Genomic DNA, 14,165 nt, shown 5'->3' on the forward strand with positions numbered 1-14,165 from the left:
TGCCGTTGATATCAGAAATAACGAACAAAAGCGCTCGGATCGGCCAGGTTAATGGTCGTGGACGCTTTTAGCTGCGGCGTACCCAAATAGAGAAAACCAACGATCTTATCCTGCGGGCGGCAGTCAAACGCTTCGCGCACTTCCGCGCTTTCCGTTAATGCGCCGCTACGCCATATGCCGCCAAAGCCCTGGGCAACAGCGGCCATCTGCATGGCCATTACCGCGCAACCGGCAGACATTTCCTGTTCCCACAGCGGAACCTTGTCGTTTTCTTCACATTTCGCGACGACGGTAATGATCAGCGGGGCGCGAAACGGCGCGGTCCGCGCTTTTTCCTGAGCTTTCTCGTCGCTGCCTGCGGCAATAGCGCCTTTTTCAAGCACGGCGCTAAAGCGTTCGCGCCCTTCCCCCTCAATGACAAAGAATTGCCACGGTTGCAGCGTTTTGTGGTCTGGCGCGCGCATTCCCGCCCGCAGAATGTTTTGCAGTTGCTCTCCCGCCGGTGCCGGTTCGACAAGACGAGAAGCGCTACGACGGGTGATGAGTAATTCGAGTGCATCCATTTGTTTAACTCCAACAATGAGATTTATTCACAAAATTAACACGTGAGCGGATTTTGTTACAGCACAGGCGGTGATTCCTGCTGACAAGTGCCCGTTGGGTCATTACGATAGCCACATCTTAACGCCTTTTTCGGGATAACCGGGTGGCGTGTTGTTAATCGGTAGGGAGAATACATGCGAACCCTGTGGCGATTTATTGCCGGATTTTTTAAATGGACATGGCGATTACTCAATTTCGTCCGTGAATTAGTGCTTAACCTGTTCTTTATCTTTTTGGTGCTGGTTGGCGTGGGGATCTGGATGCAGGTCAGTAGCAGCAACACCAGTGAACATGCTGAACGTGGCGCACTGCTGCTGGATATCTCGGGCGTGATTGTCGACAAACCTTCGAGCACCAGCCGCTTGAGCGTCATTGGCCGTCAACTGTTTGGCGCCAGTTCTGACCGACTGCAGGAAAACTCCCTGTTTGATATCGTGAATACCATTCGCCAGGCGAAAGATGACCGCAACATCACCGGCATCGTGATGGATTTGAAAAACTTTGCCGGGGCCGACCAGCCTTCAATGCAGTACATCGGTAAAGCGCTGCGGGAATTCCGCGACAGCGGCAAACCGGTCTTTGCCGTGGGCGATAACTTCAGCCAAGGGCAATATTACCTCGCCAGTTTTGCCAACAAAATTTACCTTTCCCCACAGGGGTCCGTTGATCTGCATGGTTTTGCCACTAACGGTCTGTACTACAAGTCCCTGCTGGATAAACTGAAAGTCTCAACGCACGTGTTCCGCGTCGGTACCTATAAGTCTGCGGTAGAACCCTTCATCCGCGATGATATGTCCCCTGCCGCGCGCGAGGCCGATAGCCGCTGGATCGGCGAGCTGTGGCAGAACTATCTCGATACGGTCGCCGCCAACCGTCAGATCCCAGCCCAGCAGGTGTTCCCCGGCGCGCAGGCGATGTTGGACGGTTTGACAAAAGTCGAGGGTGATACCGCAAAATACGCGCTCGACAACAAACTGGTGGATGCCCTTGCCTCCAGTGCCGAAGTCGAAAAAATACTGACCAAACAGTTCGGCTGGAGCAAAGCGGATAAAAACTTCCGCGCCGTCAGCTACTACGATTACTCACTGAAAACCCCGGCGGATACCGGTGAGAGCATTGGCGTCATCTTCGCGAATGGCGCGATTATGGACGGTGAAGAAACCCCAGGGAATGTGGGCGGCGACACCACTGCCGCACAGATCCGCGAAGCGCGTCTTGATCCGAAGGTAAAAGCCATTGTTTTGCGAGTGAACAGTCCTGGCGGCAGTGTCAGCGCCTCTGAAGTGATCCGCGCTGAACTGGCTGCGGCTAAAGCGGCGGGCAAACCGGTCGTCGTATCGATGGGCGGCATGGCGGCATCAGGCGGGTACTGGATCTCCACGCCAGCCAGTTACATTGTGGCTAACCCCAGCACGCTGACCGGTTCAATCGGGATCTTTGGTGTGATTAACACCGTGGAGAACAGTCTGGATTCCATTGGCGTACATACCGACGGCGTAGCCACTTCCCCGCTGGCGGACATTTCCATCACCAAAGCGTTACCGCCTGAAGTGCAGCAAATGATGCAGCTGAGCATCGAGAACGGCTATAAGCGCTTTATCACGCTGGTCGCGGATGCACGTAAGACAACGCCAGAGCAGATTGACAAAATCGCTCAAGGCCACGTCTGGACCGGCCAGGATGCGAAAGCCAACGGTCTGGTCGACAGTCTGGGTGATTTTGACGACGCCGTCGCGAAAGCGGCTGAACTGGCCAAACTGAAACAATGGCACATTGAGTATTACCAGGACGAACCCACATTCGTGGATATGGTCATGGACAGTATGTCAGGTTCGGTTCGCGCCATGCTGCCCGCCGCCATTCAGGCAATGCTTCCGGCTCCGCTGGCTTCTGCGGCAAGTACCGTAAAAGCTGAAACCGATAAGCTGGCCGCGTTTAACGATCCGCAAAACCGCTATGCGTTTTGCCTGACCTGCGCCAACGTTCGTTAACCGTCAAATGCTGCCCCGGATGGGGCAGCATTGATTCGGGTATTCCGACAGTCCCCAGGCGTACAGCCAAATTCCCGACTAAACATGCGAATAAAGTGCGCGCAGTCGCTAAACCCCAGACGCAGCGCAATCTCCGTTACGCTCTCTCCAGAATTTATCAACAGCCAATGGGCATAGCGCAATCGAGCGCTACGGATAAACTCCCCCGGCGACTGAGAGAACTCAGCATTAAACAACCGGGTCAACTGCCGTGGACTCAGATTGACTTCTGAGGCAAGCCATTGGGTTGAGATAGGTTTAACCAACCCTTTCTCAATCAAAAATACGGCCTTACGCAAGCGGCTATCGCTCACATGCGTAAAGCCTATCGCTCTGGAAACCGCCACGGAAGTGCCGTCTATTCGGTTAGGCACTGACATCTGGAAAATGGCTTTTGTGGCTCTGTCGGGGCCACAGTGCCGGCGAATAAGCTCCGTCGCCAGCCCGATCGTTGAGATACCGCCCGGGCAAGTCAGTATCCCCTTTTCTTCATGGAAATCGACGCCGGTTCGGGCGATCAACAGAGGAAATTGCGCCTTAAAATCGTTCAGATGCCAGGGATGGACCGCCGCAGTTAATCCCTGTAGAAAACCCTCCTGCGCCAGAACAAAGCTGCCAGTACAAACACCGACCAGCGGAATATTCCGCTGACGGGCAAGATGCAGGTAACGCCGCGCGGCAGGGTCCGCTTTTGCCATACTGCGCTATAGCCCACCGATCACCACGATATAATCGAACTGCTCCGGGGCAACAAATGCGCTATCCGGCATCATCGCCATGCCCGAACTGCTTAAAACAGGCTGTTCTGGCGTAGCGCTCATCAGACGCCAGGAACAGCGGATCTTCTGGCTGTCATCCCCCATATCCGCCGCGTGACGCAGCGCATCCGTCAACCCCGCCAATGCCAGTAAAGGAAATTCAGGCCACAGTACAATCCCGACATTTAATTGCGGCCTGAGGGGCATCGCTGTCTGGTTCGCATCAATGGCGGTGATAATATCGCGATCTGCTTTTCCACCTGGGGGCAACGTAATGTTGTATTTCTTCACTTCAGGCTCCGGTTTAACCCCGGGCGATGGCGCAAAATTGCCTGGGACGGTAATGAAACACAAAGCAATCCTGTCAGTATCAACAGCGCCCCTACGATAAACGCAGGCTGTAGAGATTCTCCCAGAAACATCACGCCGGCGATAATCCCCATCGCAGGCGTCATCAGAACCAGCGTTCCCAGCGAAGCAACATGATAATTACGCAGCAGAGTAAACCAGATTAGATAGCTTGAAAATGCGACGACCAGCGTCTGGAAAGTCAGACTAGCAATCAATGTCGAGGTCATATGTATCGTCGTTTCACCCAGCATCAAACCAATAAGCAATAACACAATACCGGTGATAGCGAGTTGATAAAACAACGTACACGATGAAGGAATGGTGGCGAGACGACTGCAGCGAATCACGACGCTGGACGTTCCCCAGGCAATGCCCGCAAACAGCCCGCACAAATCGCCTGCCAGACTCCACTGCGTATTCCCGTCATGCGCAACCCACATCACGGCGACGGCAATCCCGAAAAAGGCGATGCCCAACCCGCACCACTGCAGGCGGCTCAGGCGTTCCTCAGGCAAAATAATATGTAACCCGACAGCGGAAAACAACGGCGCGGTGTACAGATAAAGCGCCATATGAGAGGCAGTCGTCAGCGTTATTCCGACAGAAACCAACACGAACTCAAGCGCAAAAAGCAGCCCAACGATAGTACCCATTCTGGCAATACTGCGCTCACGCAGGCGGCCAAATATATTATCCCGGCGGTGAAAAAGCAGTCCAATCAGCAGCGCGGCGATTGCAGAACGCAACCCCACCTGAAGAAACGGTGACATATCATCAGCCGCGGATTTAATCGCAACCTGTTGACTACCCCAGACACCGCAAATCACCACCATCAGCAAAATAGCGGCATTATCAATTCTCTTTCTGATCATTTCTCGATCCGTAAAAGTACGCGTAAAAGAAGGTCGATACTGTAGGACTGAGGGGGGAGAACCACACTGTATAATCGGGACAACGCACTGAACGTAAATGACATATTGATCAGACAACCGGTATGCGTCATTTGCGCTGTCTTTTTTCAGGAGGGACTTTATACTGCGCCTGTTTATGCACAACTTAATCTGTGACGCCCATGCAAAAGAAATCGATTTACGTTGCCTATACCGGCGGTACCATTGGTATGCAGCGCTCAGAACAGGGTTATATCCCTGTTTCTGGTCATCTCCAGCGCCAGCTGGCATTGATGCCTGAATTCCACCGCCCTGAGATGCCAGACTTCACCATCCATGAATACGATCCGCTGATGGATTCTTCTGATATGACGCCGGAAGACTGGCAGCATATTGCGGAAGACATTAAATCGCACTATGACGATTACGATGGCTTTGTCATTCTGCACGGTACAGACACCATGGCGTTTACCGCTTCGGCACTCTCTTTCATGCTGGAGAATCTCGGCAAGCCGGTCATTGTGACAGGGTCACAAATTCCGCTGGCAGAATTACGCTCCGATGGACAAATTAATTTGCTGAATGCGCTCTACGTTGCAGCGAATTATCCGATCAACGAAGTGACCCTGTTCTTCAATAATCGACTGTTTCGCGGCAACCGTACCACCAAAGCGCACGCTGATGGTTTTGACGCCTTTGCCTCACCCAATCTTGCCCCATTACTGGAAGCCGGGATCCATATCCGTCGACTGGGAACACCACCAGCGCCCCACGGTACGGGCGAGTTGATTGTTCACCCTATCACGCCCCAACCGATTGGCGTGGTGACTATTTATCCTGGGATCTCTGCCGATGTGGTGCGCAACTTCTTGCGCCAGCCGGTTAAAGCGTTAATTTTGCGCTCTTACGGCGTGGGCAATGCGCCACAAAATAAAGAGTTTCTGCAAGAGCTAGAAGATGCCAGCTCACGCGGCATCGTGGTGGTTAACCTTACGCAGTGTATGTCCGGCAAGGTGAACATGGGCGGTTACGCGACGGGGAACGCGCTGGCGCATGCTGGCGTTATCGGCGGGGCGGATATGACGGTCGAAGCAACCCTCACCAAACTGCACTATTTGCTGAGTCAGGGGCTGGATACGCAGAGCATTCGTCAAGCAATGTCGCAAAATCTGCGTGGCGAGCTCACCCCAGACGAATAAAGGAGTCTATGCCATGGCCCGAACCTTACTGTTGGTCGATTTACAAAATGACTTTTGTGCTGGCGGCGCCCTCGCCGTCCCGCAAGGTGACAGCACAATCGATATTGCCAACCGCATGATCGACTGGTGCGCCTCACGCGGTGACACCGTCGTCGCCAGTCTGGACTGGCATCCGGCTAATCATGGTAGTTTTGCCAGCCAGCACCAGGTCGCGCCTTACAGTCAGGGGCAACTGGATGGCCTCGCGCAGACGTTCTGGCCCGATCATTGTGTGCAAAACAGCGAAGGGGCTGCCCTGCATCCTCTGCTGAACCAGCGCGCGATAGCGCAAACGTTCACTAAGGGCGAAAACCCGCTGGTCGATAGTTATAGTGCATTTTTTGACAATGGTCGTCGTCAGGCAACCGCACTGAACGCATGGCTGCTCGAACATCGCGTTGCCGAACTTGTTATCATGGGTCTGGCTACCGATTATTGCGTCAAATTTACCGTTCTGGATGCGCTCGATCTGGGCTACGCCGTCAGCGTCATCACCGACGGTTGTCGTGGCGTCAATATTCACCCACAGGACAGCGCAAACGCTTTTATGGAAATGTCGGCGGCGGGTGCGACTTTGTATACGCTGGATGACTGGCTGGAAACCCAACCGTAAGCGACGCCGACAGGAGCGCTCCTGTCGGCGCGTTATTTCAGGCCAGGGGTGAAATATCTTCCAGCGAAACTTTGCGCGTTTCGATGCCAAAGCACAACAGAATCAGCGCGCAAAGCACCAGCATAACGCCCAGCACGATAAAGACAGTGATCGAGCCGTAGCGCGTCAACAGAATAGCGACGCCATAAGGCGTAAATACCGCGACAATCCTGCCCACCGCATTCACGAAACCCGATCCACGTAATCTAAGATGTGTCGGCCACAACTCCGGGACATATACCGCGGAGGCAAAGCAAACATACATATACAGAAAAAAGATCATCACCAACCCGTAGCTCAAAATGGCCCACTCTTCGGTTTGAATCGAATAGAAATATCCGAGCAGCGCGATAATAACGAGTAAGAATGAACCAAACAGCCTCCGTGGAAAACGATCGATAATCATCGCGGCAATGAATATCCCAACGGGTGCGCCAATCATAATTATCGCAGTCATAAAGATAGACTTCGTCACATCGATTCCCGAGTTAACAAAAATCGTTGGGATCCATACTGTGATGGTATAGAGCGAAATATTCATCGCAATAAGCACGGTGATCGCCACCAGCGTACAGCGCAACATTGGTCCCTTGAACAGTAGCCAAAATGAACCACTTTTCACGCCAGATCTTGCCGTCAGGCAATTGCTCTGACAGGAGGGTAAGGTGATATTTTTCTCTAGCTCAATTTGCGACTCCACCTGTACCAGGTGTTTTTCAGCTTCACTTCTCTGTCCCTTACCAGCCAGCCAACGGGGAGATTCGATAAAGTACTTTCCGGACAGATACCAGGCCAACAGCATTGTCGCGCCACCGAGCAGAAACATCACCCGCCAGCTTAACCAGGCAATAACCACGACGCCAACTGCCGCGGACAGCATCGGCGACCAGTTACCAACAAATGACAGGCGGGCAGACCACTTTCCACGTACTGCAGGCGGAATAAATTCAGTGAATGAAGCATAGCCCACCATAATCAGCGCCCCCATTCCGATCCCCATCAGGCAACGGAAAAAAATAAGCCAGTACATATTGGGCACAAACGTTGCGGCACAAGCAGAGACCCCAACAATCAGCAAATTGATGCGGAATGCCTTGCGTCGACCGAGATAATCACCAATAAAACCCCCAGTTAGCGAACCGACAAAATAACCAAACATCAGCGCAGAGGTAAATGCTGCATTGAGATAATTATTAGACCAACCGGTACTGACTAATTTCGCCAATACAACATTCCCGGAATAACTGAGAAAACCGGTGATTAATAAACTAAAACTAATGATACCAAAAATACGAAAATGAAATCGCGATAAGGGTAAGCGATCTAATCTTGCACCGATAGGGTCACATTGTTCCATCTGGATGCCTCAAGTTCAACTAAATAGAAAGTATGGCGATCGCGGCAGAGATAATTTTGCCGCGCCATCCATCATCATTAGATTTTCATGGCATTTCCAGGTGCAAACTAAAATAATATCGACACGAGCAACGTTAAAATTAATAAACGAGTTGAATATTATTCTTTTTGCAAAACGCAATCCACTCAGCACCCGGTGCCTTATTGGTTATAAGGTAATTAATATGGCTAAAGTCCACGAGTTGGACGAAAGCTTTACGATCAAACTTTGAGTGATCAACCAACAGAGCCACCTCAGTCGCCTGGCGGATCATGGTTTTTTTGATTTCCGCCTCCGCTTCATTAGAATCAAGCGCCCCGCTTTGCATATCAAGACCTTTACAGCTCATCACCATAATATCAACGTGATAGCGACTGATGATCTCCTTGGTAATCCTTCCCTGTAATGACAGCGTATTCTTGTTCAACTCGCCGCCGGTGGAAACGACGTTAATTTCCGACTGAGCCAGTTCATGAAATGCTTCAGCCGAGTTGGTTAGCAACGTCAGATCGTTTCTTTCCTTCAACAACTTTAATAATTCCATCGCCGTACTGCTGGAGTCAGCGGCCATTGTGGTCTTATTTTTAATAAACGGTAATGCATTACGAGCAATGATCTGCTTCTCTTCAAAGAAAGACTTTGCACGTTTATAAAAATGAATATTGTCAGACAACGCGGTGGTATTAAGTACCGCACCACCATATGTTCGGGTCAAAAAACCTTCATCTTCCAGCTTCTCCAGATCGCGGCGAATTGTTTCCTCAGTTACCTGAAAGATGGAACTTAAATTAGATACCGCCACTTTCTTATCATTAGCCACCATTTGCTTAATGGCCTGAATCCTGTCTTTTGCCGCCACGATGACACCTCTGTTTCCTGCAAAGTAATAATAAGACCCTAGTATCTCACAGGCTATGTTTATTTTCAAAAGAACATGTCTGAATCACAGATTTAGTACTCTTTTACACAGAAACAGAGGTCATTGCCAGCTGGATTATTTTATATCCAACGCTTCTGCCATTTCTCTCATCAACGATGAATCGCTATCAGTCAGGGCAATGGTCAGCGCATCAACATTCTCGCGAACCTGTTCAGGTGCGGTAGCACCGCTCAGTAAGGTGATTAAATCGCTTTGCTTTAAAATCCACGCCAACGCCAACGCGGGGATCGTGCAACGGTATTTTTCACACAATGGCTGCCATTGCTCGAGCATATCAATCACCCGCAGCATATTTTCCCGTTGGAACCAGACTTTGTTGGCCCGTGCGCCGCCAGGAATATAATCCCGCGCGATTGTTCCAGTCAGTAACCCCTGTTCGAGCGGTGAATAAACCTGCACGACGATGCCATGCTGCTGACATAACGGCAACAATTCAGCTTCCAGTGCGCGATCAAGGATGCTGTACTTGGCCTGCACGATATCCAATTGGCCGTGTTTAAGATACTCCCTGATATGCCCTGTATCCACGTTGGCGGCACCGATAGATCGAATCTTGCCTTCTTTCTTAAGTGCGTTCAGCGTGTCTACGGTTTCCGCAATCGGTGTAAAACAAGGTTCGACCGATTGCCAGTGGGTCATATAGATATCAATGCTTTCTATACCCAACCTTTGCAAACTGGCATCGACCTCTTCACGAATCGACTCGGGCGTGAGGTTTTTATACAACTGGCGATCGCCCACTTTGTTAAAAAGGCTGCCCGTCCGCTCCCAGACGATGCCGCATTTAGTTTCAACCACGATATCTTTACGCGGTAACTTTTTCAGCGCCTGCCCAACAATGACTTCACTATTACCAAAGTTGTAGCCTGGAGCGGTATCAATCAGATTAATACCGCAGCGATGCGCCTCAACAATGGTATCGATACAAACCTGTAGATCGAGATCGCCGTTCCATGCCGGACCGCCGCCAATGGCCCATGTCCCTAATCCCATGCGGGAAAGCATAATCTCCGTACTGCCTAAAGGAATCTTTTTCATCTGCCGTTATTACCCTTCATATTCATCAAGAAGTTGTTCAACCAGCTTTCTGTTTTTTACGCCCGTTGTGGCGCCCACGCTCAGTACCGATATTGCTGCCGTTGCGTTAGCAAACAGTGCGCACTCGCGCAGCGACTTGCCTTCAAGTAACGCGGAGATAAATCCCGAGGCAAAATTATCTCCCGCGCCGATGGTGTCGATAGCGGTAATTCCTGAAACCGCCGGGACCTCCATTTTCATATCGGTACGCTTGATAAAGCAGCCTCTTTTACCGGTCTTAATCACTACCGTTTTTACGCCACAGCTCAGGAAACTGTCGGCAATTTCATCCAGCGTCTCTTTGCCGGTAAGCTGTTTTGCCTCCTCGAAATTGGGAAACAGATAATCGACGTAGCTTAACGCCTGGCGAATATTGTCCAGTGTTTCATTAAGCCGCGGCTTGATCATATCGGCACAAATAATTAACTGATGCGCTTTCGCCTGAGTGAAAATCGCCGTTAATGCTTCGCCGTCGAGCAGCGGGCTGTTAAAAATACTCGCCAGCGACAGCAGCTTTGCCTGAGAGAATCGAGTAAAATCAACATCGTTTATATTCAGTTTCCACAGGCTGCCGTTGCGGTTGGTGACAAAGGTGCGTTCGCCATCAGCTGTAACCAAACCCACGTTAATGGAAGTATCAATACCCGCATCCTGTTTCAGGCTCTGGATATCAATGTTCTCCCGACGGCAGTGGTCGAGAATAAAATGACCTGCCGCATCATCCCCTACCCGACTAATTAACGCAGTACGATGCCCAAGGCGAGAAATAATAGTCGCCTCATTAATAGCGTCGCCGCCCGTGGTCATGGCTATTCTTTCTAAAGGGTAGGAGTCTACATCAAAGATATTTTTACTCACTGGCTGCAAAGGAATATCAACAATTGCCGCCCCTATACAAATAACCTCGATATTATCCATATTGTCATTCCGCTTTACCGTCAGAGCCAAACAATTTAATTTTTTCCAATGCTCGCTCTTTTACTGCTTTACGTACTTCACGTTCAACGTGCAGGAATGGCTGATTCTGGTTCTCGCGCACCGCCACCATTGCCGCCTGGCACAGTTCGGTGTGAATATTGATTTTTGAGATGCCTAATGAGATGGCTTTTTTAATATCCGCGTCGCTAATCCCGGACGCACCGTGCAGCACCAGTGGAACAGAAACAGCTCGGCGTACGCGCTCAACAACCTCGAAATTCAGTTTTGGCTCGGAGGTATACACCCCATGCTGGTTGCCAATCGCCACCGCCAGAGAATCACAGCCGGTACGCTCGACAAATTCCGCAGCCTGGCTCGGGTCAGTATAGTGATAACCTGCCAGCGCCTCTTCGTACACCGTTTCATTCCCTACGTGCCCCAATTCCGCTTCGACCGGAATGCCCAACGGATGGAAGAAGTCCACCGCCTCTTTGGTCAGACGAATATTCTCTTCAAAATCAAATGCCGAAGCATCGCGCATCAGAGAATTCATGCCATGAACCCAGGCGTTGTGAATGATCTCCATGCTACGTCCGTGATCCCAGTGTGTAATAACCGGGACCGAGGCCTTTTTCGCCATAGAAACCATCATGTGCGAAAAATCTTCAAACGAGGTATTACCTACAAAACCCGTGCCGAAGGAAATTATCACCGGCGATTTGGATTCTTCCGCCGCATCAATAACCCCCATTAACATTTCCGCATTCCACACATTGAAGTGGGCAATCGCATAATGTTTATTTTGGGCATCGTTTTCCCAATATTTAATATCTGCCAGCATGGTTATTTCTCCCTTTTTAATTAATGGTTAATTTTAATAACGCCTTTAATAATCTCGCGTTTGTTATTGACGGATTCATCAAACGCGCGCTGAACATCTGCATAATCATAAATATGCGTCACCATCGACTTCACATCGAAACGCCCGGAGGAAATGGCTTCAATGGTGACCGGATAACGATTGGCATAGCGGAAAACAGTTTGGATTGAGACTTCACGGTTAATTTTGAGGAAATTAATTGCTGAATCACCAGGCACTGTGCCCACGATCATGATTTTCCCGCCGCGCATTACCAGATATGGCGCCTGCTTAACGGTTATAGCCGAACCGGCAGTTTCAAAAACGATGTCCGCTCCCATATCGCCAGAAAACTGTTGGCAGCGGGCAACGGTGTCCTCTTTTGCCCCGTTGATAACGACCGTAGCCCCAAGCTGTTCGGCCATCGCCAGGCGTTTCTCCAGAACATCAACAACAGCGATGTCGGTAGCCCCCAAACATTTACAGGCTTGTAGGGTCATTAAACCAATACAGCCAGCCCCCAAAATGACGATTTTCTTGCCCGGCTTAACGTCTGCGAGCATTGCAGCATGCATGCCGACCGCTGCTGGCTCCACCAACGCACCTTCCATGGTGTCCATGTTATCGGGGAGCTTGTAAGTGAAACTCTCTGGGTGGCACAGATAGTACGTTAGCGCGCCGCGATAATTTGGCTGTGTTGCCATAAAATCGACGTCAGGACAGATGTTGTATTTCCCTTCCAGACAGTAGCGGCAGTGGCCACACGGCACGCCGGGTTCAATGTTGACCCGGTCTCCCGGTTTAAATTTACTGACGCGACTTCCCACTGCCACCACCGTACCGGCGCATTCATGCCCAAGACCTATTTCCTGATTGGGATCTTTCGGCGGAATAAAGGGGCCCGATTCAAAACCATGAACGTCTGAACCGCAAATACCAACGTATTCAACTTTAATTAGCACTTCATGCTCTTTAGGTACTGGGATATCGGCGGCAATAATTTTCATCGTGCCCGGCGTTTTTAATATCGCTTTTGAATTTTTCATTTTATTTCCCATCAATATTATTTGCTGGTAACGGCATCAATACCGAGACTCTCGACAGAGACGCCTTTTGTTTCAATTCCAATGGTGGCAATAGCAACAGCGACAATAATTGAGACTGCGCCCAGCAGTACAAATACCCCAGTAACGCCATAACTATTAAGCAATACAGCGACCGCATATGGGGCGGCGATACCACTGATACGCCCTACCGCGTTCGCAAGCCCTGACCCGCGAAGCTTCGCTTCAGTCGGCCATATTTCTGGAACATATACCGCGGAGGCATAACAAACGTACATATAGACAAAGGTAATCAGGAAGAAACCAATTAATGTGATTAGCAACATGCTGGTTTGCAGCGAATAGATATAACCCAGCAAGGCAATTAACACTAATAACCCCACGCCCATCGTTTTCCTTGGGATTTTATCCATTACCAGCATGGCGATGAAAATCCCAAACGGCGCCCCGAACATGCTCATGGTATTTAAGACTATGGAGTCTTTCAGATTAATACCCTGAGTCATAAATATTGTCGGTAACCAGTTAATTAAGGTGTACTGTACAACGTTCATGGCAATCAGAACAAAGGAACCCAGAATCACCCGTTTTAACAATACCCCCGTTAATAAGGCGGAGTACGGGACTGAACGCGGTTGTTTGTCATCATCTTCTGTCACGACCGGCGGTAGTGGCTTACCTGTCTGTCGAATGACGCCTTCCTCAATGGCCCGCATCACCTGTTCAGCTTCCTGATAGCGTCCGCGAGACTCCAGCCAGCGGGGCGACTCCGGGAAACTGCGCCATGCAATAATGGTTGCAATAAGCGACAACACCGCCGGAATCAACAGCTGTACGCGCCAGTTCCATTCCGCGCTGAGCAGTGGCGTTAACCCCATCGCAATCAGTGAACAGAGCGGATAAGACCAGTTGCCGATAAACGAGACCCGACTGGACCAGGTGCCACGATTCCGGCCTGGCATATATTCGGTAAACCCGGCAAAAAGGGTTACCAGCAATGCGCCTAAGCCAATCCCCATAACAAAACGACAGGCGATCAGAAAGGTCATATTGGGTGAAAACGCGCCAACTACCATGGAAATAATATGAATCGCTTCATACAGGATAAACGCGTTTTTACGCCCGGTTTTATCACCGATAATTCCGCCACCCAGTGCACCAAGAAACATACCCGCCGTAGTAATGGCGGAAAACGTGGCGGTGGTAGAATTATCGGTCCAACCAAGTTCTTTTAACTGCGCGAGAATTAATCCGCCAACGGCATTACTCCAGCAAACCAATAATCCGAAGGCAACCATAGCAAACATCGACGTATGCCAGCGACAATCAGGCAGCCTGTCCAGCCTGGCGCCGCAGTGCGGTTTTGCAATCTGTTCCATGCGATAACGT

14 protein-coding genes are annotated in these 14,165 nt (G+C 50.5%); 3 read left to right on the forward strand and 11 right to left on the reverse strand.

From position 1 onward, the window contains the following. Nucleotides 1-11: 11 nt before the first annotated feature. A complete protein-coding gene (locus tag FDX11_RS09340) occupies nt 12-563 on the reverse strand; it encodes an NAD(P)H nitroreductase (RefSeq protein ID WP_042308883.1) in 552 nt (183 codons plus the stop codon). 174 nt (nt 564-737) lie between these two features. On the opposite strand from FDX11_RS09340, the gene sppA reads away from it, so the two are divergent. Next, on the forward strand, nt 738-2,594 hold the full coding sequence (sppA, locus tag FDX11_RS09345) for a signal peptide peptidase SppA (protein WP_042308885.1): 1,857 nt from the start codon (nt 738-740) through the stop codon (nt 2,592-2,594). Here sppA and FDX11_RS09350 read toward each other — a convergent pair. From FDX11_RS09350 to FDX11_RS09355, 3 genes are read right to left on the reverse strand one after another with little or no spacing between them, the layout of a single operon-like run. Further along, the gene (locus tag FDX11_RS09350; RefSeq protein WP_249360718.1) at nt 2,591-3,331 is read right to left on the reverse strand and encodes a GlxA family transcriptional regulator; all 741 of its coding nucleotides are present in this window, start codon (nt 3,329-3,331) and stop codon (nt 2,591-2,593) included. The two genes, sppA and FDX11_RS09350, sit on opposite strands and share 4 nt — an antisense overlap. A 6-nt stretch (nt 3,332-3,337) precedes the next feature. Then, nucleotides 3,338-3,682, reverse strand: coding sequence for a hypothetical protein (locus FDX11_RS25425; protein ID WP_249360720.1), 345 nt, complete (start codon nt 3,680-3,682; stop codon nt 3,338-3,340). Beyond that, a complete protein-coding gene (locus tag FDX11_RS09355) occupies nt 3,679-4,614 on the reverse strand; it encodes a DMT family transporter (RefSeq protein WP_249360721.1) in 936 nt (311 codons plus the stop codon). Before FDX11_RS09355 ends, FDX11_RS25425 begins: the two co-directional genes overlap by 4 nt. A 200-nt stretch (nt 4,615-4,814) precedes the next feature. Here FDX11_RS09355 and ansA point away from each other — a divergent pair, with 200 nt between their 5' ends. Next, nucleotides 4,815-5,831, forward strand: coding sequence for an asparaginase (gene ansA / locus FDX11_RS09360; protein ID WP_042308891.1), 1,017 nt, complete (start codon nt 4,815-4,817; stop codon nt 5,829-5,831). Nucleotides 5,832-5,844: 13 nt separating this feature from the next. After that, the gene (pncA, locus tag FDX11_RS09365; protein ID WP_137397809.1) at nt 5,845-6,483 is read left to right on the forward strand and encodes a bifunctional nicotinamidase/pyrazinamidase; all 639 of its coding nucleotides are present in this window, start codon (nt 5,845-5,847) and stop codon (nt 6,481-6,483) included. 37 nt (nt 6,484-6,520) lie between these two features. Here the strand turns inward: pncA and FDX11_RS09370 are convergent, their stop codons facing one another. The 7 genes from FDX11_RS09370 to FDX11_RS09400 all read right to left on the reverse strand — a co-directional run bounded on the left by FDX11_RS09370 (nt 6,521) and on the right by FDX11_RS09400 (nt 14,155). Further along, nucleotides 6,521-7,879, reverse strand: coding sequence for an MFS transporter (locus FDX11_RS09370; protein WP_137397810.1), 1,359 nt, complete (start codon nt 7,877-7,879; stop codon nt 6,521-6,523). 139 nt (nt 7,880-8,018) lie between these two features. Further along, entirely contained in the window at nt 8,019-8,777 is a 759-nt protein-coding gene (locus tag FDX11_RS09375) for a DeoR/GlpR family DNA-binding transcription regulator (protein WP_137365608.1), read from the reverse strand. A 135-nt stretch (nt 8,778-8,912) separates the two neighbouring features. Continuing rightward, nucleotides 8,913-9,896 (reverse strand): aldo/keto reductase, encoded by a 984-nt coding sequence (locus FDX11_RS09380; protein ID WP_137397811.1) that lies wholly within the window; start codon nt 9,894-9,896, stop codon nt 8,913-8,915. Nucleotides 9,897-9,905: 9 nt separating this feature from the next. Beyond that, a complete protein-coding gene (locus FDX11_RS09385; protein ID WP_137397812.1) occupies nt 9,906-10,853 on the reverse strand; it encodes a carbohydrate kinase family protein in 948 nt (315 codons plus the stop codon). A gap of 4 nt (nt 10,854-10,857) precedes the next feature. Further along, nucleotides 10,858-11,694: a ketose-bisphosphate aldolase gene (locus tag FDX11_RS09390; protein ID WP_137397813.1), complete on the reverse strand. Its 837-nt coding sequence runs from the start codon at nt 11,692-11,694 to the stop codon at nt 10,858-10,860. A 20-nt stretch (nt 11,695-11,714) separates the two neighbouring features. Next, nucleotides 11,715-12,758 carry an NAD(P)-dependent alcohol dehydrogenase gene (locus tag FDX11_RS09395; protein WP_061381522.1) on the reverse strand — a complete coding sequence of 348 codons (1,044 nt, stop codon included), beginning with the start codon at nt 12,756-12,758 and terminating at the stop codon, nt 11,715-11,717. 17 nt (nt 12,759-12,775) lie between these two features. Next, the gene (locus FDX11_RS09400) at nt 12,776-14,155 is read right to left on the reverse strand and encodes an MFS transporter (RefSeq protein ID WP_137397814.1); all 1,380 of its coding nucleotides are present in this window, start codon (nt 14,153-14,155) and stop codon (nt 12,776-12,778) included. Between the last annotated feature and the right edge of the window lie 10 nt (nt 14,156-14,165).

It is taken from the genome of Citrobacter sp. wls714, from assembly GCF_005281025.1.
GTDB classification, from domain to species: domain Bacteria; phylum Pseudomonadota; class Gammaproteobacteria; order Enterobacterales; family Enterobacteriaceae; genus Citrobacter; species Citrobacter werkmanii.

What these genes read in the sequence shown, in the direction of transcription:
- FDX11_RS09340 (WP_042308883.1), bottom strand. Translation starts at nt 563, where the DNA reads ATGGATGCACTCGAATTACTCATCACCCGTCGTAGCGCTTCTCGTCTT.
- sppA (WP_042308885.1), top strand. Translation starts at nt 738, where the DNA reads ATGCGAACCCTGTGGCGATTTATTGCCGGATTTTTTAAATGGACATGG.
- FDX11_RS09350 (WP_249360718.1), bottom strand. Translation starts at nt 3,331, where the DNA reads ATGGCAAAAGCGGACCCTGCCGCGCGGCGTTACCTGCATCTTGCCCGT.
- FDX11_RS09355 (WP_249360721.1), bottom strand. Translation starts at nt 4,614, where the DNA reads ATGATCAGAAAGAGAATTGATAATGCCGCTATTTTGCTGATGGTGGTG.
- ansA (WP_042308891.1), top strand. Translation starts at nt 4,815, where the DNA reads ATGCAAAAGAAATCGATTTACGTTGCCTATACCGGCGGTACCATTGGT.
- pncA (WP_137397809.1), top strand. Translation starts at nt 5,845, where the DNA reads ATGGCCCGAACCTTACTGTTGGTCGATTTACAAAATGACTTTTGTGCT.
- FDX11_RS09370 (WP_137397810.1), bottom strand. Translation starts at nt 7,879, where the DNA reads ATGGAACAATGTGACCCTATCGGTGCAAGATTAGATCGCTTACCCTTA.
- FDX11_RS09380 (WP_137397811.1), bottom strand. Translation starts at nt 9,896, where the DNA reads ATGAAAAAGATTCCTTTAGGCAGTACGGAGATTATGCTTTCCCGCATG.
- FDX11_RS09385 (WP_137397812.1), bottom strand. Translation starts at nt 10,853, where the DNA reads ATGGATAATATCGAGGTTATTTGTATAGGGGCGGCAATTGTTGATATT.
- FDX11_RS09390 (WP_137397813.1), bottom strand. Translation starts at nt 11,694, where the DNA reads ATGCTGGCAGATATTAAATATTGGGAAAACGATGCCCAAAATAAACAT.
- FDX11_RS09395 (WP_061381522.1), bottom strand. Translation starts at nt 12,758, where the DNA reads ATGAAAAATTCAAAAGCGATATTAAAAACGCCGGGCACGATGAAAATT.
- FDX11_RS09400 (WP_137397814.1), bottom strand. Translation starts at nt 14,155, where the DNA reads ATGGAACAGATTGCAAAACCGCACTGCGGCGCCAGGCTGGACAGGCTG.